Here is a 19,466-nt window from a genome sequence, read left to right on the forward strand (position 1 = left end):
TTGGAAGGCGGCACTGGGGTCATGCCGACATCACGACGGCCATGCGGTGGAGGAGCTGGAAGTAGCCCTGCGCTGTCCACACCGTCAAGAAGAGCGCCCCCCTCCAGGTGGGCCTTCGAAACCACCGCCAGACGGAAAAGAAATAGACCGGCCAGAACACCAGGCCCCCGATGAAGAATGCCCACCTGAGCCCGGGCACCGTGACACTGAAGCCTCCGACTGTGACCAGAAGCGGAGACAGCATGAGAGCCCCAAGTATCTTGCTCCCAGGGCTCTCGAGTCCCCCGACGAGGTCTCCAATCAAGCCGACCACGACCCCCAAGAGCGTGCAGAGGGTCGCAATGAGGACTCGCATGCTCTTGGTGGGATTCAGGCCAGGGGACGCGTTCATGGGATGCTCGGGTGCATGCGGCTCCGCCGATAACCCTGGCGGGAGGAGGGCTCACGCGCAAGCCCCTTTACCACCCTCGCCTGGCGCCGAGGGCAAGCTGCCGAAGAGGAGCTCGTAGGCAATCACGTGCTGGAACCCGACCTGGGCCATGAAGGAGTCGTAGTCATGGACGGGCATGAAGGGATTGAAGAAGCACGGCACCTCGGAGCAGCGCGAGCGTGCCGAGGCGCTCGCCCAGGTGGACCGGGTGCGCAGGGTGCTTGTCGCCGAGATCCAGCCTGGATGCCCGGACGCAGCTCGACATCAGCGACGAGGGCGTCCGCTGCACGATGGAGCTTCCGCCCGAAAAGGCCCCGAGCCCCTGAGCGCCACCACCCCGTAGTGGCCCTAAGTGGGGAAGAGCCAGCCGGTCAGGAGGCTGGAGGCCGTGGCGACCGCGCCGCCCACGAAGTTGGCCCCGGGGAGGGGAAGCGCCGCGATGATGGACCCCGCGGCGGTGATGGTGTCGCCCACCTTCTTCCCGGTGCTGGCATTGGGATTGGACCAGCTCTTGACGGCCTGCGCGGTATCGAGCGCGGCAATGGCCACGTTCGCTCCCGGCACGAAGCGTCCCGCTGCCTTGGCGACGCTGGGGGGCACCACCTTGGGCAGGTACTTGCCGGCGTCCTCGATGAGCTGACCTCCCGTTGCCACGAGGGTCGCCGCGTGCTTCGCGACCTGGCTGCCGCTGTTCACCGCGCCAGCGATGTCACCCCGCTTCAGACTGTCCACGGTGTCGCCCGCCTGGCGAGGCGCATTCGTGAGCGCGTTGGCCGCCGAGAAGAGGAACCCCGCGCCGTTCAACGCCGCCCCCCCACGCTCTACCCCCTCTCTGAGCCTGTCGGGAGGCGTCGGCATGTTGGGACCCGAGCCCGTCAGGGCCCTGAACTTCCGCTCGCCGTCGACGGTCTCGACGCCCGGGCCGCTGGGAATGGTGTTCCTGCCGCTGTCTACCTCCTTACCGGTACCGGTGCGTGAGCCGTCGGGTCCATTCAGGCGCACTCCCTCCTTCGGAACGAAGAGGTGAACGGTCCTGTTCTGGTAACGGGCCAGGTTTCCTTTCACGGTGTAGTTCCTGGGATTCACGTCGAGATCAGAGAAGGTCTTCCCGACCTTCTTCTCGAGATCTGCCCGCCAGGCATCGAACTGAGCCTTCAGAGGACCGCGGGCAACCTCCAGATTCGTGGACACGACGTGCTGAGGGAGCTTGCGGAGATTGGGCGTAAGTCCCGCCTTGCCCGTCAGGGTGCCCCAGGACTTCGTGCTCGCCGTGAAGGCATCCCCGATGCCCCTGCTGAGCGGGTAGAGGGTCGGGGTGTATTCTGGCGCTTTCGCGGTGGCCACTCGCCCTGGCGGGGGACGACGCAGCGGCGCGGGGGCGGCGGCGAAGGAATCAACGGCGTTCCTGAGCGGGGCGCGGGACGGGGCGGGTGTTCGCACCTTCGCGGAGGAGAGCTTCAGCCCGCTCGCCACCTTGGCCCGGGAGACGGCCGCGGTGACCACTGGCTGTGGCGGAGGAGGGGGCCGCAGCGGCGGGGGAGGAGGCGGCGGGGGAGGTAGCCTCTTCGAGATCGGCGCGGGTGCCATGTGGGGTCTCCGGTGAGGGGGAGGGGGCGGAGGTCATTACGCGCATGCCCGCAATTGGGTTACATGCCCTCGGCTACAGCGATGCGGTGGCGACCACGGGCTCCTGGAGCGGCGGTCCCCTTCCGATGCTTCCGATGCTCCCGAGGGATGGTGGTATCGTCCCGTCACCACATTCCTACTGGGCGCTTAGAGACGCATGACCAACAATGCTTCCGACGCACAGGAGCACCCGCAGCGCAGTGCCCCGGACCAGCCGAGCACCCGCAGCGCCGCGCAACACCCGTCCGTCGAGCCCCCGCGACAGGTGGAGCAGCCCGCGCAGGGCTGGCAGGAGCCCAACCCCTTCATGCTCCTGCTGAGCAAGGCGGTCCCCGTGCTCGTCGCGCTGGTCGCCCTGGGTCTGCTCGTCCGGGTCGACAAGAAGCACGAGGAGATCGCCAACAAGCAGAGCGCCTCCTCCTTCTCCCAGCCGAAGGGCAGCGCCTCGGCGGGCACTGGCTCCGCCGGAACCCAGGCCACCGGTCTCACCTCGGGGGTGAAGGCCATGACGGCGGGCACCATCATCGCCTCGTTCGATGCCATCGCCGAAGGCAGGGACTACACGCTCCAGGCCCCGACCGGGACTTCCGAGCTCGAGATCAAGGTCTGGGACTACGCCGCCGAGGACGGAGATGTCATCCAGCTCCGGGTGAACGGGCAGATCGCCAGCCAGCCCCTCTCGCTCATGCACGCGCCCATCTCGGTGAAGGTCCCCGTCGGAAAGCTGGAGGTGCTCGGCCTGCGCGACGGCGGCGGTGGCATCACCTACGCCATCAACTTCCCGGCCATCAGCACCAGCATCACCAACAGCACCCGGCCTGAGTCCTTGAACCAGTACCACTTCGAGGCTCCGGGGCAGACCGGGGCACGGCCATGAGCTCCCTCCCCTGGTCACGCCGCCTTTTCCCCGAGCTGCAGCTCCTCGACATCCTGACCGGGAAGACTCCCGTCCCGCAGGAGCTGCCCCAGCGCCAGGCGGCCTCGCTCCAGGCGGGAGCGACCCCGAACGGCCAGCTGATGGCGGCCGCTCCGGCGCGCTCCTCCATCGCGCCCACCCCCCAGAAGCTCGAGGCCCCGCCTCCCCCCGCGCTGGAAGGGGGAAAGCTCGACAAGAAGCTGGCCGCGGTGCGCGACGCGCTGGCACGGCGGCTCGAGCACCAGCCGGAGACGGTGGAGTCGATGCTGGCCGCCATCGGCCGGTGGCTCATGGGAGGCATCGCGCCCGACAAGCCCGCGGGCATCCTGCTCCTGGGGGGCGTCGCCGGGTGTGGCAAGAGCCACGCCGCCACCGCCTTCGTGCAGGCGCTCGCGGAGGCTGGACTCGCGGCGTCCCCTGAGTACGAGGAGATCGAGCTCTCCGACTACGCCTCCGCGGACGGACACACGCGGCTCTTCGAGGAGCGGCTGCTGCCCCTGGTCGTCCAGGGCAACCGGCGCGTCTACGTCTTCAACCGCGTCGAGACCGTCTCCGCCTCGGTGCTCGCCTTCCTGCAGCCGCTGGTCACCTCGGGAGAGGCCTGGCTCGGAGGCAACCGCCTCAGCCTCGACAACTGCTTCATCTTGTTCATGACCTCCGCGGGGTGCTCGCCCACGCCCGAGCCGGGCGTCATCCCCTCCGCGCTCAAGGACCGCATCGGCTCCCGCTTCTGGGAGACGGTCACCGATACGATCCTCCTCTCCGCGCCGACTCCGGAGCGCCTGCGGCACATTGCCCGGGCCAAGGCCACGGAGTTCACCCAGCAGTTCCAGGCGCGCACCCGCATCGGGCTCTCCTTCTCGGACGCGGCGCTCTCCGCCATCGCCTCCGAGGCCATGCTGCGCGGCGACTACGGACATGGCGTGGTCGCGACGCTGGAGGACATCCGCGCGCCGGTGGCGGCCCTTGCCGCCCGCGCCGAGCTCGGCAAGGCCCCCGCCACCGTGGAGCACGGGGAGGGGGGCTTCGTCCTGGTCCAGGGGGCCCAGCACCACAAGGTGGACACCGGGAGCCGCCGTCCGGCCGAGGAGTCTGGCGCGCTCGCCGAGCTGGACAAGGTGGTGGGGCTCGCGAACGTCAAGTCCTTCGTGCGCACCGTGCAGCGCACGGCGCGGCTCCAGCGCGAGCGGAGCGCGCAGGGGAGCCGGACGCAGGCCCAGTCCCTGCACATGGTCTTCACCGGCAACCCCGGCACGGGCAAGACGACGGTGGCCCGGCTGGTGGCGCGCGCCCTGCGCGAGGCGGGCGTGCTCGCCAGCGGGCACCTCGTCGAAGTCACCCGGCAGGACCTCGTGGCTGGCTATGTGGGGCAGACCGCGCCCCAGGTGAAGGCGCAGGTAGAGCGCGCGCTCGGCGGAGTCCTCTTCATCGACGAGGCCTACACGCTCTCCCGCAACGCGTCCGATCCGTTCGGCCGCGAGGCCATCGACGCCCTGGTGAAGGCCATGGAGGACCACCGCGACAACCTGCTCGTCGTGGTGGCCGGCTACACCGAGGAGATGCAGCAGTTCCTCGACGCCAACCCGGGCCTCAAGTCCCGCTTCCCGCACGTGGTCGAGTTCCCGGACTACACGCCCGAGGAGATGCGGCAGATCCTTCAGCGGCTCGCGGCCTCGCAGGGCTACGGCCTCGCCGAGGGCACCTCCCGCGTCATCGAGGAGGAGCTGACACGGCGGCAGATTCCCGGGCGCAAGGACGGCGGCAACGGCCGGCTCGCGCGCAACCTGCTGGAGGAGGCCATCCGTCACCAGGCGGAGCGTCTGGCCTCGGAGAAGGACGCGAGCCCTCCGCCGGAGGAGGTGAACCTGCTCCGGCCCGAGGACTTCAAGCCGACCCGGGCGGCGGTGTTCGAGCTCGAGGCGGAGCTGGCCAGGGTCGTCGGCCTGGAGCAGGTCAAGCAGATGCTCCGCACGCTGTACAAGCAGGTGATCGCCGACAAGCGACGCCGTGACGCGGGCATGTCCGCTTCGAGCCGGCAGAGCCTCAACATGCTCTTCCTCGGCAACCCAGGCACGGGGAAGACCACCGTGGCGCGCCTGGTGGGACGGATGCTCAAGGAGGTGGGCGTCCTCAAGTCGGGGCAGCTCGTCGAGACCGACCGGAGCGGGCTGGTCTCCGCCTACGCCGGGCAGACGCCGCAGCAGACGCGCAAGCTCATCGACCGCGCGCTCGGAGGCATCCTCTTCATCGACGAGGCCTATGCGCTCTCCCGCGGGGAGGATCCCCTCGGCAGGGAGGCCATCGACACCTTGGTGAAGGCCATGGAGGACCACCGGGAGAACCTCGTGGTCATCCTCGCCGGCTATCCGAACGAGATGCGGGAGTTCCTGAAGTCCAACTCCGGCCTGCGCTCGCGCTTCCCCCTCTCCATCCACTTCCCGGACTACTCGCCGGCCGAGCTCGCGGCCATCGCCGTCAAGGAGGTGAACGGCCGGGGCTTCCGGCTCGTGGAGGGGATGGAGCCCGAGCTGAGCGAGCTGATCAGCCAGAGCACGGTCCGCAGGGACCCGAACCAGGGCAACGGCCGCTTCGCCCGCAACCTCATCGAGGAGGCGGTGCGGCGGCAGTCGGCGCGGGTCGCGGACCTGCCCAACCCGAGCCCCGACGAGCTGATCACCCTCACGCGAGAGGACTTCGGGATGGACGCCAGGAGCCCCGCGTCCGCGCCCGCCATGCAGCGGCTGGAGGAGATCATCGGGCTGGACGAGGTGAAGGACTTCGTGCGCGGCCTGCGCGCCCAGCTCCTGGTGGATGCCCAGCGCCGCAAGGCCGGTCTGCCGAGCGCTGGAGCCCGGACCCTGCACATGGTGTTCCTCGGCAATCCTGGCACCGGCAAGACGACGGTGGCGCGCATCCTGGCGCAGCTCTTCCGGGAGCTCGGGGTGCTGCCCACCGGACAGCTCGTGGAGGTGGATCGCAGCGGGCTCGTCGCCGGCTACGTGGGGCAGACGGCGCTCAAGACGAGGGAGCGCATCGAAGCCGCCCTGGGCGGAGTCCTCTTCGTGGACGAGGCCTACGCGCTCGTCGCCGACGCGCAGGACAGCTTCGGGCGCGAGGCGCTCGACACGCTGGTCAAGGCGATGGAGGACCACCGGGATGACCTGCTCGTCATCCTCGCGGGCTACACCGGTGAGACCCAGCGGCTGCTGGCCAGCAATCCGGGGCTCAAGTCGCGCTTCCCCAACGTGCTGAGCTTCCGCGACTACACCCCGGACGAGCTGGTGCGCATCGCCCACCGGAACCTGGCGCAGCGCGGGATGAGGCTGACCCCGGACGCCGAGGCACGGCTGCTGTCGCTCTGCTCGGCGGTGGCCGGAAGCCGCGATGCCGGCAACGGGCGCTTCGTGCGCAACGTGCTGGAGAAGGCGGAGCGCCAGCAGGCGCTGAGGCTCGCCGCGCTGGCCAGCCCCACGCTGGAACAGCTCTCCACGCTGGTCGCGAGCGACTTCGACGCCTAGGACACCGCGATGAACAAGGCCTTCCGATACATCAATCAATTCCTGACGGTCCTCGGCATCGTCTGCTTCTTCGTGTTCCTGGCCTGGTCACTCCCCTACATGGCGGTGGCCATCTTCCTGCGGCTGAGGGATCTGGTCTCGATGATCAGGACGCATCAGCCCGTCCCCAACGTCATCGAGCTCGCGCTGCTCATCCCGCCGTCGCTGGCCGTGTGGTACGTGTTCTCGAGTCAGTGGCTCGGGCGGTTCTTCGGCCGCATTCCGGTGGTCCGGCCCGCGATCCTGATGGTGTACGTGCTGTTCGTCGGCACCACCTGGGCGGCGAACCAGATGCAGCGCGGCTTGCGGATGGACACCAGCGGTTATGCCTCGCTCCTCACCTTCGCGATCGTCATCCTGGTGGGCACTCGGATTGTCATGAGCGTGCTGTTCACGCTCATGCCCGCGACGACGATTGCCCGGCCAGGCAACAGGGGGACCGGGCGCTGACCCCGCGCGGTCTCTCAGGCCTGGCCCAGCCGGTCCACGAACCGCACCAGCTCCGCCACCGAGTCCACGCCCAGCTTCTGGATGACACGGGCGCGATGCACCTTGATGGTCTTCTCGGGGGTGGAGCTGGGTCCACGTGAGCGTCTCCAGGCTCAAGGACCACAGGTCGTTCTCATAATTCGTCGGACCGAACAGCTCCCCGGCCGGTGTCGAGGGCCCCTGATCCGCCCCGAGCCGGTAGCCGCCGAACACCAGCAACGCGTGGCTGTCGGGATCGTATCCACCGGCGACCCAGGCCCGAGGGGCTGGCTTTTCGCCGGAAGTGGGGACGAGCCTCCAGCCCGTGTCCTGGTCATAGACGGCGACATCATTGCGAAGGCCGGTGGACGTCGTGGCGAAGCGTGGGAGCGTGTTGCCCACCCCCCCCACCGCGTAGATGGACGTCCTCTTGGAAGAGCCCGCCTCCGGCACTTCCACCACCAGGGCGGAGGAGCGCCGGACGGCGAACGTGTCTCCCAGCGCTTCCGCTGGCACGCTGTGCCAGCGCTGTCCCAGGGTGTCGTAGGTCCACATCTCGGGGAACATCAGGTCCGAGCCCGTCCGGAACCGGCCCCGCCCGCCCACGATGCTCACGCATTCACCGCACGGGCCGGGCATCAGCAGGGACTCGGCACGCGCGGCGGGCGTTTCCGGCGTGGTCAGCTTCGTCCACGTGGCCGTGGAGACGTCCAAGGCATGGAAGTCGTTGACGGTGAAGTCGTTGGGGAAGTTCTCACGCTGGCCGCCGAAGCGATAGACGACCTGGCGGTCACCCTCTGTCCGGGCGAACGAGGCGCTCGCCTCCCAGAGGGCGGGAGGGAGTTCTCCGTGCTGCGGAACAGGCTCCCAGCGAGGGCTGGCGCAGCGCCGCAGGTCCGCTCCCTTGAAGGGAGCGGCTTCGCAGCCTGGGGATGAGGAGCCACACGCGCTTGCCACAAGCAGGAGCATGAGGTGGGCTCCCACGCGGAGCAGGATCTGGGGTTTCCATGGATTGGTCCGATGCTCGAGAGGTGTACTCCCCGGGAAACTGGGCACTGTCGCAAGCAATCCGACCACTGCTTGTGAAAACGGCTTTCCCAAATCACTCACACTGACTCCCTGTGTTGCATTGTGTTGGCTGTATTGGTAGGCACCCCCTCTACACGGCGCGTCAGGCAATGGATATTGGACCTTGTGCTTACACAGCGGCCGGTTCAGCCCGGGTATCCATAGGTCCAGCACCGCGCAGCCCGGCGTCATCACCTCGGAACACTTCTCCGGCCTCGGCGGATGTCTAGAATGGGGGCGATGCGCTTCCTTTTTGCTGCCTGCGCCGCGTCCCTCCTGCTCGTCATGGCCTGCGCGCGGCCCGCGAGGGCTCTCGCTGTCCCGCCCCGAGTGCCCTTTGCTCATGCCGACGCGGATGCCCCACGCGTGGTGGGTGAGGCACTCGTCAGTGGGCCAGCCTCGCGGGAGGCACTCTCTCAGCGCTATCCCCGTCGAGAGCCGGACGCACGGCTCGTCGCCACGCTGGCGGACGTGCTCGCGGACGGAGGGAAGAGGCTCCACTGGAGTTCCCGCACGCCGGAGCAGCTCGAGTGCGAGAACGGCACGGTGCGGTTCCTCATCCAGGTCCGTACCCCTCCCCAGTGCGAGGACCGCTCTTGCCCCGCGGTCGTCTACTTCTCGGGAGGCTGCCCGCAGCCGGGATATCACTGGCGTGCGGAGTTCTTCCTGCGCGCCGGCTTCGTCTTCGCGGAGCCGGCCGTGCGTGGCGCCTCCTGCGGCGCGGACTGGGCCATGGCTGACGACGGTCCGAGGCGGTTCGAAGCCGCGACGGACCTCGAAGCGGCCAGCCGATGTCTGCGAGCTCGGCTCTCGCGCCACGGCGACGCGCCGAAGCTGGGGGCGCTCGGCTGGAGCTATGGTGGCAACCAGACCCTGCTGGCGATGACGCGCTTCGCGGGCAGCTACGATGCGGGTTTCGCCCTGGCGGCGAAGCCGGATCTGCTGTCCTTCTTCTCCCAGGCACCGGCCGAGCTGCGCCGCCGTCGCACGGCCGAGTATGGAGATCCCGTCACCCAGCCCGAGCTGCTGCGGGCCAACTCACCCATGACGTATGTGGACCGGGTGCGCAGCCCGGTCGCCCTCATGTTGGGAGGACGCGATCCCAAGGTCTCGTTGTCGGACGCGGACGCCTTTGTGCGTGCGCTCGAAGCCCGCCAGCAGGATGTCTCACTGATGATCGTGCCCGAGCACGCTCACCTCACGGAACGCCCACAGGAGGTGGTGTTCGAGCACGCCCACGTGCTCGCCTTCTTCGCGGATCGGTTCGGCATTCCACTCTCTCCAGCAGTGGGCTATTGACGGCTCGTGTTCGCCCCCGTGAGGGGGAGGAAGCGCGCGTCATCCACGTAGAAGTCTTGCGTGCCCTCCTCGGTCTCCACGTACCAGCCCTCGGGCTCCACCGACAGGCCGCGTAGCACCACCCGGTGCGGCCACGCGGGCGCCCCAGCGCCCGAGGGTGGCTCGCGCGGTGTCCGCCGTGAGGCTCCCGCGAAAGGGCGCCTGCCGTACAGCGCCTCGTAGAGCGCCACGCTGAAGCTGAACTGATCGCTGAGGGTGCTCGCCGTTCGGCCCTCGAGCTGCTCGGGGGCCTTGTAGGCCGGTGTTCCGATGAGGGCCCCCATGCGCGTCAGCGAGGGGGCGGGCACCGGCTCTTCCGGAGCGGCTCGCGGCGTCGGTGGCTCGGCCGCCTCCCGGCTGCGCGCCAGCCCGAAGTCCGTCACCCGCCCCCCAGTGCAACGCCTCGGGCCGTTACAACATCTACTCGTCGGGCTCCTGCAGTGGGAGCTGTAACCGGTTGGGCACCGGCTGCTGGGCCAACGTCACGGTCTGCTGCAACTGAGCCGGTCCGCCTCGGTCAGTGGAACAAGCCCGGGGCGCACGTTCGGTGAGGGCCCTCCCGCCACGCTCGACCGTGGGAGACGCATGAGTCAGCGCTTCTCGCTATCGAGCGTGGTCATGTGCGCGGCTGGGTAGCGGGTGCCTGCGATCGCACCGCGCGGCGCGATCGCCTCGACCTCGGCGAGTTGCTCCGCGGTCAACGGCTTCGCAGCGAGCGCTTCGTCCAGCTGCTGGATCGTACGCATTCCGAGCGTCGGCACGAACCGCGGCTGCTTGCCGAGCACCCACCCGATCGCGAGCTGACTCGCTGTGATGCCCCAACGCTTCGCGAGGCCCTGGAGACCGGCGACGATCTGGGCGTTCGCTTCGCGATTCGCCCCAGCGAACCGCGGCATGTGGGCGCGCGAGTCGTCGGCGCCAATCGAGCTGGCCGAGAGCAGTCCGCGCGACAACACGCCGTACAGAGTCGCGCCGATGCCGAGCTCCGCGAGCACGGGAAAGATCGCGTCCTCCGGATCACGACTTGCGATCGAGTACTCGATCTGGAGATCGGCGATTGGATGGACCTTCGCCGCGCGACGGATCGTCTCGGGGCCGACCTCGGACAGCCCGATCGATCGCACGTAGCCGGACTTCACCAGGTCGGCAATCGCGCCGATCGTGTCTTCGATGGGCACCGCCGGGTCCAAGCGCGCCGGGCGATACACGTCAACGTATTCCGTGCCGAGCCGAACCAGCGAGTACGAGAGGAAGGCCTTCACCGCCGCGGGTCGCGCGTCGATGCCTCCCAGGCTTTTGTCGGCGCCGCGGAGCATGCCGAACTTGACCGAGAGCTGGACCTGGTCTCGGCGGCCGGCGATGGCCTTGCCGATGAGGAGCTCGTTATGGCCCGAGCCGTAGAAGTCGGCGGTATCGAGAAAACTCACGCCGCGTTCGATCGCGGCGTGAATGACGGCGGTGCTCTGCGCGTCGTCCGTCTTGCCGTAGGCGCCGGACAGCCCCATGCAGCCGAGTGCGATTCTCCTGGGAGCGGTCCTCGCTGCGGTTGCTGACGTCGAGTGGGAGTCGGTTCGTTGATCGTGCATGGACCTGTTCTATGGATGGGCGACCGCATGCACTTGTCGATCCTTGGCGCAATCCTTCCGCCAAGGATCGACAAGCGCCAACGCGCACGAGGCACTATCCTGAGGGGATGGATCGCTTCACCGAGCTTCCCGTCTCACTGCCGGGTCTGCACGTGGTGCGTGGGACGACCACGTCGCTGCATACAGGGGTGAAGGAATATTACGGCGTTGGGCGCATCGAGCACGGCGAGACCGAGTGGTGGGGCAGCGGCCGGGTCTGGCGCTCCATGCCCGGCTGCATCCTGGTCAAGCAGCCCGGCGACGTGGTTCGCCATCTCGCCCACCACGGACCGACGATGTTCACGGCCGTCACGCTGCCCACGCACGAAGTCGCTCAGGTTCAGGGCGAAGGCAGGGTGGTGGCGATCGCTCAGCTCGAAGCGAACGACCCACGCGCCGCGCCGTTTCACCGCCTCCTCAATGCCGCGTGCGCAGGGGTTGATCGCCTCTCGCTCGAAGTCGCGGTCGCGGAAGCGGTGGGTGCGCTTGCGGTCATCAGCAACGCGCATCCTGGCCATTCGCGCCCCGTCCGGCGCGCGATGGACTACATCCGCGAGCGACTCGTCGACTCGATCACGCTTGATGAGCTCGCGGACTTCGCAGGCCTCGACAAGTTCCACCTGTGCCGCGCCTTCCGTGCGCAGATTGGAATGCCGCCGCATACCTATCTGACGCACCTGCGCGTCGCGCGCGCGAAGCAGTTGCTCCATCGCGGCGTGCGAGCGTCCGACGTGGCGCCCCAAGTGGGCTTCTACGATCAAGCGCAGCTGACGCACCATTTCAGGCGGCTCGTCGGGACGACGCCAGCGCGTTACGGGAAGTCTCGAAGGATTCGCCACCCGTCCGGCACATCCCCCTGAATCCCGAGAAGCCAAGGGGTCTGGGTTCCCCATGAAGCCGCCGGGGTTGAAGTCGTTGCTTCAGGCGGCTCAGTCCTCCTCTGGGGTGAGGCCCCACTGCTCGAGCCGCTTGAAGAGGGAGGAGCGGGCCAGCCCCAGTTTCTTGGCGGCGCGGTCCTTGTGGAAGTGGCAGCGCTGCAAGGTGCTCTCGATGAGCTGGCGCTCCAGGCGCTGCATCATCTGCTCCAGTGTCACGCCCTCCAGTAGCTCGAGCGGCGGGGGGCCCGTGTCCTCGGCGGCGTGGTGGAACTCCTGCTCGAATCCCTCAGGCAGGAGTCACGCGCCCGCCAATCTCCGGGAAACGTTCGTACGCGCGCACGAGCGCCTCCAGGTGTTCGGGGATGTCGAGATCGAGCGGCGTCTCTGTGAGCCGAACGACCCAGCCACCCGTCTTGGTGCGCCGCGCCTGAGAGAGCACGTCTGCATCTCGGGCAGGGTCTGGGAACCCGATGCCTTGTGCGGCGGCGGCCGACCAGTAGTTCAGCCACCCCAGGCAATGCGGAATCGCAGGCGAGCGGAACTTATCTGGGAACTTGAGCGCTGGTAGCCCCCGTGGCGGAACCCCCGGCTTGCGCACCGGATCTCTCGTCTGCCTCGCAATCTCCACGGCCGCGCCGCGCGGCGTCGCATGCCCCCAGAAGGCGCGTGCGCCCTCCGCCACGCCTTCCAGCACATCCGCCGCCGCCGCGATGCTGGCCGCATCCAGCGGCAGCTCTGCGTGGACTTCAAATTGGGGCTGGCCGCCTGCGTTCTGGCGCGCAGGACTTCCCCACCCCGTAACCGTCACGGGATGACTCTCGTCGCCGTTGCACAGCAGCGGGAACTTCCCGCGCGCGCTCGCCTCTGCGAGCCACCTATCGCGTTGCGGCAACGCGATGGGCTGCCCTGCCTGTGAGAGCTCCCACTCCAAGCGCACACTGGGGAGCGCCCGTTCGATTCCGTGGACGACAGCGAGCGGGCGGCTGTCGTCACCCGCGAACGCTGGCGCATGGACGATGAGGATGAGGGAATTTTGAGTGGTCATCGTTTGCATCCCGTGACGACGATATTGAGGAGGCGATCCTCCGCCTCTAGCGCGGCTTTGTGCTCTTCGGTGCTCACCCCAATGACGAAGCCATAGCCACATGCCTCCGCCTTGTCTCGCTCTTCCTGCAACAACGGCACTTGCTCCAGGATCGTCTGCCGCCGGATGAAGGCGCTGTACGTGTCAAATTGATGGGTCTTGATCTCCCACAGCACACTCATGCCGACTTGCAGCGCATCAAAGCGCTTGCCGTCAACGAGTACGTCATTGCCGGGGTAGCGGTTCGGCGGGAACCTATCGGCGCACTCGTTATGCTGGGGATCTTCGCCCGCATGTGGCACCGGGATGGGATTGCACTCTGGGCGGCGGCGCTCCGCCGTCACCGGGGCAGGCGGGTCCCTCCTGTTCGCTCTGGCGCTCTCCGGTGTGGGGCTCGCCTCCGGCTCCTGCGAGGCCCGAGGAGCGTCTCCGGCCCAAAGGCCCGGTTCCCAGGTGGGCGGCAACTCGCGCGTGTGCGGGCTCCTCGGCAGGGGCTGGGGGCGAACCTGCCCTGGCTGCCCGCGGGTGGGGAGGCCCGTGCCGGGCACAGCGGGTGGGCGCACAGGCGCCCAGGCGTACGTCTCAGGCGCTTCTCGAGAGGTGGCGCACCCAGCAACGGCAACGGCGACGGCAATGGCAACGGCCTGGCGGAGGGCGCAGGCTGAGGAGGGCATGGTGCTCACCGCTACTCCAGGTGGAGGGGGCCGCGAAAGGGCAGAGGAGGCCGGGTTGGACGACAAGTCTATCTCGCCGGGGCTCGTGGATACGGAGGTTCCGAAAGATCTTCGCCAAAGCGGGAATACGGAAACGCGCTCGACCGATTTGGATCGCTCTTGCCAGAAACTCAGAGCGGCGGTTCGACTCCCGCCGCCTGCAAGCAGAGTTCATCGAGACGGCCAAACTGCGCGGCGAGGCTCCAGGGGAGGAGATTGCTGCTCAGCCTCGTCTGGTCGGTGAGGCCAACTCTCGACTCTGTCCTGCACTGGAGTCGCTGGCGACGCCGCCATCGTGCCATCGCCAAGCTCTGCACCGACGCAGGAACTCGCGTCTCAAAGTACAACTGTAGATTTTAGAGCCCATGCACGTAGGTTTGCCATCATCAGGTCTCGGAGCCCACAGTCTTCACCTTACCCAGATATGCTAACTGCTGACGGAGTATTTCGTCTTCACGAAAGTAGCCCAGCAAGGCGATGGTCAGCGCATCAGCTGAGCGGAAGCGATTGTCACGATCATACTTGCCCAGACTCAGCGCCTCTGTGGCGAGAAAGACGCTGAGCACTGCTGCTTGGTAGACCTCTCGTACCTTGCGAGCGACCTCCTCCGCAATGTGGTCCGGATAGCGTGACTGCCAACGCTCGGTCTGCTCGACGATGACGCGATGGTTCTCATTGAGTTGAATGGTGTTTGAGACCTCAACCCATTGCGCGAGGTGATTCTCTGGGTCATCGAAGTCCGTCTTGTCGCGCCAGATGACTCGAGGTGGCTCTCGAGGGTGCGTGACGCTCCGAGCGTTTTTCTGGTCAGTTCCCTCAGCGCGCAGTTCAGTGGGGGTTCGTGCCTCATGGGTGTGACGCAGTCGCCCGGTGTCGAACTCAAACTGTGCTTTGTCGTCCTGGATGTTACCAACTACACCCGGTCCATTGGGCTCGGGTGTGGTGATATCCACAGATTCTTCCTTCAATCCCTCCACGACCAGCAGCTTCTTTTGCTTGAACTTCTTGCCCCAGAGATTCATGTACTGAGACAGACGCTCCATCAATCTCGATGTAAGCTGAGGATTGTCGTGGGTATCTCCGAACGCCTCTGTCAGGGCTTGCTGAACCTCATTCGGCATGTGCTTGGCGAATTCAATCAACCAGTCATTCAGTGGCAATGAGCGGTCAGGCGTTTTCGAGTACTTGAGCGTGCTTCGAACGCTTTCCGGATACACGCCGAGAGTCTTCGGAGGGTCATTCACCGGGGGCTCGAGGATGACCCAAAGCCTGGTTCGGACTGTCTTGGGCGTCACCCCCATCGTCCGGTAGGCCGAGTGATGAGTCGTGACCTGATACAACTCATCCTTGTAGAGTACGCCGATGAAGCTCGTGCTCGGCCCTTGAGCTGCGTCTGGCATCTCTCCCTTTTTGAGCAGGAACCAGTGCGCTCGCGTGCCGTCGGACAGCGACACCTCGCCGGAAACAACCTCCGGTTTCTTTTGTTTGCGCTCCTGAGTGATATGAGCCTGGCTTCCGTACAGATTGATGAACGAGCCTTTCCGAGAGCCATCATCGAGCACGAGGCGCCCTTCTCGCGCGTTCTTGGGCCAACTGTCCTTGTCGTTGTCGTTCAGGAACCGATTGACTGTGATTTCAGTCCCTTCTGGGAGCGTCCAGAACCTTTGATTCAGGTAGTGGATGAGCCCCTTCGAGGCATTGTTCTCCGTGGGGCGTTCGGGGTCCCCCAAGATGGTGTCTTGCTTGGCCGAATTGCCGAGCAAGACGATGACAGTTCCATGATCCGTGATGATCTCGGGTTTGATCTTGCGCCAGTCGCAGCCGTGCTCGACATCATTGAAGGGTTCGACGACGTTCTCGTCATCGTAGTCTTCGAAACTGCGAAGGCCATACTCTCCGCTTCTTGGATTCTTTTGAATCCAGATCATGGAGGCCCGGTTATCAACCCAAGACAGGATGACGATGCCATACGTATTCCAGGGCATCAGCGAAATCTTGGCGCCAATACCGAAGTTGTCGTGCTCTCCGCCGATACGTTTCTCGCCGCTGCCTGCGTATGAGAAATATTCGTAGAGTTGCTTGTCCGTCATTCCCTTGCCGTTGTCGGCGATCAGCCGCCGGTAGACTCCTTGATTCTCGACGGCTTGGTATTCGACGCCAAAGAGTACCTTCTTGGCTCCAGCCTCAAGTGAGTTCTTCAGCGTCTCGCGTGCCCATTGGAATGCTTGGCATTCGTTGTAGGCCCGATTGATGAAGTTCTGCACTTCTTTGTACTCCACAGGCTTGAAAGCCATTCTTTTCCCTCCTTGGCGTACCTTACTTTTCGGCTGATGGGTGGGCAATGCCCGGAGCGGAGTCGGAGCCCCGCACGCTCTGAAGTAGAGCCCTCTGCACAGACCCGGTAGGTGGACCGCCGCGTCGTTGAGCGTCAGCGACTTGCCCCAGCGGAACACTCAGATCGTCGGATTGCTCTCGCTGGGATCGCGGAACTGGGTGACTCGTGCCGCCCATGCTGGGCCAGATCCGCAGGAGCCGCGAACGTTACGACGCGCGTCCGGAGCAAGAGCTTCGTTACGAAGGAGGAGGGCTTAGGCGCTCCAAGGCTTCCTTCCGTGCTCAGGCCCGAGCGTTGCTCCCCACTAGTGGGGAGCGGAAACACGCCTTGGCCAGGGATGACTCACACGGGGAGAGTCCTTCTGGAATCTCGAAGGACGTGCTCGCCGTGCGAGACGCCTGGGGCGAGCCGTACAGGTGGCTCTCGAGGAACCACAGGTCCTGTTCGAGCTCTCCCAGGAGCCGGGTGAACAGGTCCACGGTGGCCGGGTCGTCCAGCTTCTCGCTGCGGTGGATGCCCTGCCGGATGGAGGCCTCATACGTGGAGATGCGGTCTACCAGCGCCCGGGCGTGCTCCTCTCCGCTGATGGCCGTGTAGGCATACTCGTCCAGCGCGCTGTTCCGGACGGCTTGGCGGATGGTTTCCTCGGCATAGCCTCCCAGAGCACCGGCCCGCTCGGCGAACTCGTCGACGTGCTTGCGCACGTGGTGGGCTACGTCGTCGAACAGTTCGTGCCGGCTGATGAACTGCCTGCCTCGCACGTTCCAGTGCGCCTGCTTCAGGACGGCAAGACAGGCGGGGTTATGGCGTGAGCGTCTGGGCCGATGGGTGGTGTCGACGTGGGCCTCGTGGATTACTTTTCTTTTTTCGGGGCTTTCTTCGGTTTAGCAAAGAGCCGGTCGAGAACAATCACGGGCAAGGTGCGTGATGCCCCCTTAGGATCGATATATTCCAGTTCGTACGCGTCAAGCCCAGAGGCCAGCAGGGGCTTGGTTCGCTTGCGCAGGGTGCCCGAGCGCGGCGCGTCTCCGGCCTCTGGAAGTTCCCCAGTGCTTAACACACTCCAGCAGATGAAGGCATCAATCGCGTCAAAGAAGTGATTCACGGCCCGATTGCCCTGGAGCGTGAACTTGAACTCCACGCGCGCACAAGCTTTCTGTGGTTCAAACAACTTATGCTCCACTACTTGGGCAATCGCGTCGACACCCAGCCGGGTGTCATACTCAATGACACGCAACGGGACACGGTAGCGCCCTGACAACACCATGTAGAGGAGGAAAACCTCCTGCTCGTTCGTAGGCTTCGGGAGGCGCAGTGAGGCCTCGTCATCAAGCAATTCCAACACTTTGACTTCGGTCGGCTGAACATCGCCACCGTTCTTCTGGAACCACTGGGTGACGGCCTCCGCCCGCGTATTCATAGCTTCGATTTCCTTCGAGCGACGCCCATGAACGACAGCGGACTGAAGATTCACAATCCACTCACGGAACGCGTCTTCTTTAAGCGCTTCCGCAATTCTGTCGGAGACCAGCGACACGATTTTCTCCTCGTGCTCGCGGACGTTCGCCATGCCGTTGCGGTTCGCCGTGAGCACCAGAGCCTGATGGTTCACGAACACCTGCCAGAAGCGCGTACGGCTCAGGTCGAATCGCAGTCGCTTCTTAACCTTCTCGGTTGCACGAGTTAGCGCGGCTTGGAGTAGATCGTTGCGCTGAACGACGGGCACAAAATCCTTGCACAACCAGAGCCCGAAGCGCTCATCAAAGTCGTACTCGCCGCCCACAGGCTGGCGTGAGCCCTCCAAGTAGGAGTTGAGTTGCCGCCGCTGGCCTTCGACACGCATCACCAGCGCGTACGGAGATGCGTCCATGAAGCCGTCGACGGGGGTAAGACACAAGGCCGTCAGGTCGTCCCGGACACGAACCGCGCCTCGCTCTGCCTCATGGTGATCCGCGAAGCGGTGGCCGAAGGCTGCCATGCCGGGATGATCCTTGGCCCACCGGTCCTTGTCTTCCTTCCAAGCCAGGAGGAAGTCGGCTGCAGGCTTGGTGGGCCCAAACCCCAGCGGTCGGTAGGCATCTTCACCGTTCACCCGTAGGTGAATCGTCATGGGAACAAGGGGCGACTCATGGATGCGAAGACGAGCAAGATCCTTCTTGTGATGAACAGTATCGTGGAACTCGCTCCTGGAGTCGAACACGCCCGAGCGGATATCTCCAATCACCGTGAACCAATCGCAGTAGGTCTCGATCGCACGGCGCGACATGAAGCGCTCGGCCGCATCTCGGAAGTGGCAGCCCTCCACGAGAATAGCAACACCCTTGCGAGAGAGGAGACCTAGGTGCTCAAGTTCCTTGCCGAGCACATGCTCTGCAGGCAGAGGCACCTGATCCACAACCCTCGAATCCGATTCCAGGGGGTTGTCGAGCGTGGTTAGGGTCCACTCGGCTGCTCCCTCGGCCCTGGAGGCTACGCTGAGGCGCCGAGCGGCAAAGTAGAGTTTGGTGCCGTGCCCTTTGTAACCGATCGAACCTCCTCCAGGAGGTTTCACGGAGGCAGAGATGCCCCAGAAGGCCTCAAGTTGAGCCTCGGTCATTCCTTCGCCGTCGTTGATGATCAAGACGTCGATGGGGAGCGCGGGGGGCGCACCTCGGGCCGTCCGAATCCAGACGGAGGATGCGCCGTGGTCGCGGGCATTCGCCAAGGCCTCGCGAATGAGTTCAAGTGCGTCCACCTTGTTGTTCGCGAGTTCGCGGACAAGGTTACGCTGGTCGATTCTGCGCTGGATGAGAGTCATCTGTGTGCCGCAGCATACCGCCTAGGCCTTGAGAATGCGTGCAGATGTCGCGTAAGAATGCTGGGGCTTTGGCCCCATCGCATACCACGAGTCGCGCGTCGACGTGGCCCGTGTCCGGCTTGTCTGGGCGCCCACACGCCTCCAGCGCGCACCACAAGGCGCACGTCCGATGAGCCCCACGTCCGCCCTGGATGCATCACGAGGCCGCAGCGCCCACCACGAGCTGCGTGCTGATTCTCCCGCCAGGTCCTGAGGTAATCTGAGGACCAAAAAAGGACCAAATTGGCCGGATGCGTGCGGACGCGTGTGGACGCTTCGAGGGGCCGATTTTTAGAGGGAAACCGAGGGGGCGCTGTTTTTCAGAGCAGGCCGCTTTACCCCCTACACGGCTTCGATTCCCGCCGCCTCCATCCCGAGAATCCAAGCGGTCTGGGGTCCTCATGAAGCCGCCGGGGTTGAAGTCGTTGCTTCAGGCGGCTCAGTCCTCCTCTGGGGTGAGACCCCACTGCTTGAGCCGCTTGAAGAGGGAGGAGCGGGCCAGCCCCAGCTCCTTCGCGGCGCGGTCCTTGTGGAAGTGGCAGCGGCGCAAGGTGCTCTCGATGAGCTGGCGCTCCAGGCGCTGCATCATCTG

The 19,466-nt window shown here is 65.7% G+C and carries 17 protein-coding genes; 5 read left to right on the forward strand and 12 right to left on the reverse strand.

Annotated elements, in window-relative coordinates:
* Nucleotides 1-19 precede the first annotated feature (19 nt).
* Nucleotides 20-391: a hypothetical protein gene (locus KY572_RS25350; RefSeq protein ID WP_224245534.1), complete on the reverse strand. Its 372-nt coding sequence runs from the start codon at nucleotides 389-391 to the stop codon at nucleotides 20-22.
* A gap of 387 nt (nucleotides 392-778) precedes the next feature.
* On the reverse strand, nucleotides 779-2,017 hold the full coding sequence (locus tag KY572_RS25355; protein WP_224245535.1) for a hypothetical protein: 1,239 nt from the start codon (nucleotides 2,015-2,017) through the stop codon (nucleotides 779-781).
* A gap of 196 nt (nucleotides 2,018-2,213) precedes the next feature.
* Between KY572_RS25355 and KY572_RS25360 the strand changes: the two genes are divergently transcribed.
* The 3 genes from KY572_RS25360 to KY572_RS25370 are packed head-to-tail and all read left to right on the forward strand — an operon-like array spanning nucleotide 2,214 to nucleotide 6,979.
* The gene (locus KY572_RS25360) at nucleotides 2,214-2,933 is read left to right on the forward strand and encodes a hypothetical protein (protein WP_224245536.1); all 720 of its coding nucleotides are present in this window, start codon (nucleotides 2,214-2,216) and stop codon (nucleotides 2,931-2,933) included.
* The gene (locus KY572_RS25365) at nucleotides 2,930-6,490 is read left to right on the forward strand and encodes an AAA family ATPase (protein ID WP_224245537.1); all 3,561 of its coding nucleotides are present in this window, start codon (nucleotides 2,930-2,932) and stop codon (nucleotides 6,488-6,490) included. Before KY572_RS25360 ends, KY572_RS25365 begins: the two co-directional genes overlap by 4 nt.
* A gap of 9 nt (nucleotides 6,491-6,499) precedes the next feature.
* Nucleotides 6,500-6,979 (forward strand): hypothetical protein, encoded by a 480-nt coding sequence (locus tag KY572_RS25370; protein WP_224245538.1) that lies wholly within the window; start codon nucleotides 6,500-6,502, stop codon nucleotides 6,977-6,979.
* A gap of 14 nt (nucleotides 6,980-6,993) precedes the next feature.
* Here KY572_RS25370 and KY572_RS25375 read toward each other — a convergent pair whose 3' ends face one another.
* Entirely contained in the window at nucleotides 6,994-7,086 is a 93-nt protein-coding gene (locus KY572_RS25375) for a hypothetical protein (protein ID WP_317987894.1), read from the reverse strand.
* Between the two features lie 1,348 nt (nucleotides 7,087-8,434).
* Between KY572_RS25375 and KY572_RS25380 the strand changes: the two genes are divergently transcribed.
* A complete protein-coding gene (locus tag KY572_RS25380; protein ID WP_224245539.1) occupies nucleotides 8,435-9,364 on the forward strand; it encodes an alpha/beta hydrolase family protein in 930 nt (309 codons plus the stop codon).
* Here the strand turns inward: KY572_RS25380 and KY572_RS25385 are convergent.
* Nucleotides 9,358-9,786 carry a protein kinase domain-containing protein gene (locus tag KY572_RS25385; RefSeq protein WP_224245540.1) on the reverse strand — a complete coding sequence of 143 codons (429 nt, stop codon included), beginning with the start codon at nucleotides 9,784-9,786 and terminating at the stop codon, nucleotides 9,358-9,360. The genes KY572_RS25380 and KY572_RS25385 overlap by 7 nt on opposite strands.
* Nucleotides 9,787-9,993: 207 nt before the next feature.
* Nucleotides 9,994-10,989, reverse strand: coding sequence for an aldo/keto reductase (locus KY572_RS25390; protein ID WP_224245541.1), 996 nt, complete (start codon nucleotides 10,987-10,989; stop codon nucleotides 9,994-9,996).
* Between the two features lie 107 nt (nucleotides 10,990-11,096).
* Between KY572_RS25390 and KY572_RS25395 the strand changes: the two genes are divergently transcribed.
* Complete coding sequence (locus tag KY572_RS25395) at nucleotides 11,097-11,888, forward strand: helix-turn-helix domain-containing protein (protein WP_224245542.1); 792 nt, start codon at nucleotides 11,097-11,099, stop codon at nucleotides 11,886-11,888.
* Between the two features lie 69 nt (nucleotides 11,889-11,957).
* Here the strand turns inward: KY572_RS25395 and KY572_RS25400 are convergent, their stop codons facing one another.
* The 7 genes from KY572_RS25400 to KY572_RS25430 form a co-directional block, all read right to left on the reverse strand.
* Complete coding sequence (locus KY572_RS25400) at nucleotides 11,958-12,122, reverse strand: helix-turn-helix domain-containing protein (RefSeq protein WP_224245543.1); 165 nt, start codon at nucleotides 12,120-12,122, stop codon at nucleotides 11,958-11,960.
* 70 nt (nucleotides 12,123-12,192) lie between these two features.
* Nucleotides 12,193-12,951, reverse strand: coding sequence for a DUF5953 family protein (locus KY572_RS25405; RefSeq protein ID WP_224245544.1), 759 nt, complete (start codon nucleotides 12,949-12,951; stop codon nucleotides 12,193-12,195).
* Nucleotides 12,948-13,334 (reverse strand): DUF6310 domain-containing protein, encoded by a 387-nt coding sequence (locus KY572_RS25410; RefSeq protein ID WP_224245545.1) that lies wholly within the window; start codon nucleotides 13,332-13,334, stop codon nucleotides 12,948-12,950. Before KY572_RS25410 ends, KY572_RS25405 begins: the two co-directional genes overlap by 4 nt.
* Before the next feature lie 755 nt (nucleotides 13,335-14,089).
* Nucleotides 14,090-15,997, reverse strand: coding sequence for an ATP-binding protein (locus tag KY572_RS25415; protein ID WP_224245546.1), 1,908 nt, complete (start codon nucleotides 15,995-15,997; stop codon nucleotides 14,090-14,092).
* Nucleotides 15,998-16,319: 322 nt separating this feature from the next.
* Complete coding sequence (dps, locus tag KY572_RS25420) at nucleotides 16,320-16,892, reverse strand: DNA starvation/stationary phase protection protein Dps (protein ID WP_317987895.1); 573 nt, start codon at nucleotides 16,890-16,892, stop codon at nucleotides 16,320-16,322.
* Nucleotides 16,892-18,835 carry an ATP-binding protein gene (locus KY572_RS25425; protein ID WP_224245547.1) on the reverse strand — a complete coding sequence of 648 codons (1,944 nt, stop codon included), beginning with the start codon at nucleotides 18,833-18,835 and terminating at the stop codon, nucleotides 16,892-16,894. Before KY572_RS25425 ends, dps begins: the two co-directional genes overlap by 1 nt.
* A 478-nt stretch (nucleotides 18,836-19,313) precedes the next feature.
* On the reverse strand, nucleotides 19,314-19,463 hold the full coding sequence (locus KY572_RS25430; protein WP_317987896.1) for a helix-turn-helix domain-containing protein: 150 nt from the start codon (nucleotides 19,461-19,463) through the stop codon (nucleotides 19,314-19,316).
* Between the last annotated feature and the right edge of the window lie 3 nt (nucleotides 19,464-19,466).

The sequence above is a fragment of the Hyalangium gracile genome, from assembly GCF_020103725.1.
Taxonomy (GTDB): domain Bacteria; phylum Myxococcota; class Myxococcia; order Myxococcales; family Myxococcaceae; genus Hyalangium; species Hyalangium gracile.

What these genes read in the sequence shown, in the direction of transcription:
- KY572_RS25350 (WP_224245534.1), bottom strand. Translation starts at nt 391, where the DNA reads ATGAACGCGTCCCCTGGCCTGAATCCCACCAAGAGCATGCGAGTCCTC.
- KY572_RS25355 (WP_224245535.1), bottom strand. Translation starts at nt 2,017, where the DNA reads ATGGCACCCGCGCCGATCTCGAAGAGGCTACCTCCCCCGCCGCCTCCT.
- KY572_RS25360 (WP_224245536.1), top strand. Translation starts at nt 2,214, where the DNA reads ATGACCAACAATGCTTCCGACGCACAGGAGCACCCGCAGCGCAGTGCC.
- KY572_RS25365 (WP_224245537.1), top strand. Translation starts at nt 2,930, where the DNA reads ATGAGCTCCCTCCCCTGGTCACGCCGCCTTTTCCCCGAGCTGCAGCTC.
- KY572_RS25370 (WP_224245538.1), top strand. Translation starts at nt 6,500, where the DNA reads ATGAACAAGGCCTTCCGATACATCAATCAATTCCTGACGGTCCTCGGC.
- KY572_RS25390 (WP_224245541.1), bottom strand. Translation starts at nt 10,989, where the DNA reads ATGCACGATCAACGAACCGACTCCCACTCGACGTCAGCAACCGCAGCG.
- KY572_RS25395 (WP_224245542.1), top strand. Translation starts at nt 11,097, where the DNA reads ATGGATCGCTTCACCGAGCTTCCCGTCTCACTGCCGGGTCTGCACGTG.
- KY572_RS25405 (WP_224245544.1), bottom strand. Translation starts at nt 12,951, where the DNA reads ATGACCACTCAAAATTCCCTCATCCTCATCGTCCATGCGCCAGCGTTC.
- KY572_RS25415 (WP_224245546.1), bottom strand. Translation starts at nt 15,997, where the DNA reads ATGGCTTTCAAGCCTGTGGAGTACAAAGAAGTGCAGAACTTCATCAAT.
- KY572_RS25425 (WP_224245547.1), bottom strand. Translation starts at nt 18,835, where the DNA reads ATGACTCTCATCCAGCGCAGAATCGACCAGCGTAACCTTGTCCGCGAA.
- KY572_RS25430 (WP_317987896.1), bottom strand. Translation starts at nt 19,463, where the DNA reads ATGATGCAGCGCCTGGAGCGCCAGCTCATCGAGAGCACCTTGCGCCGC.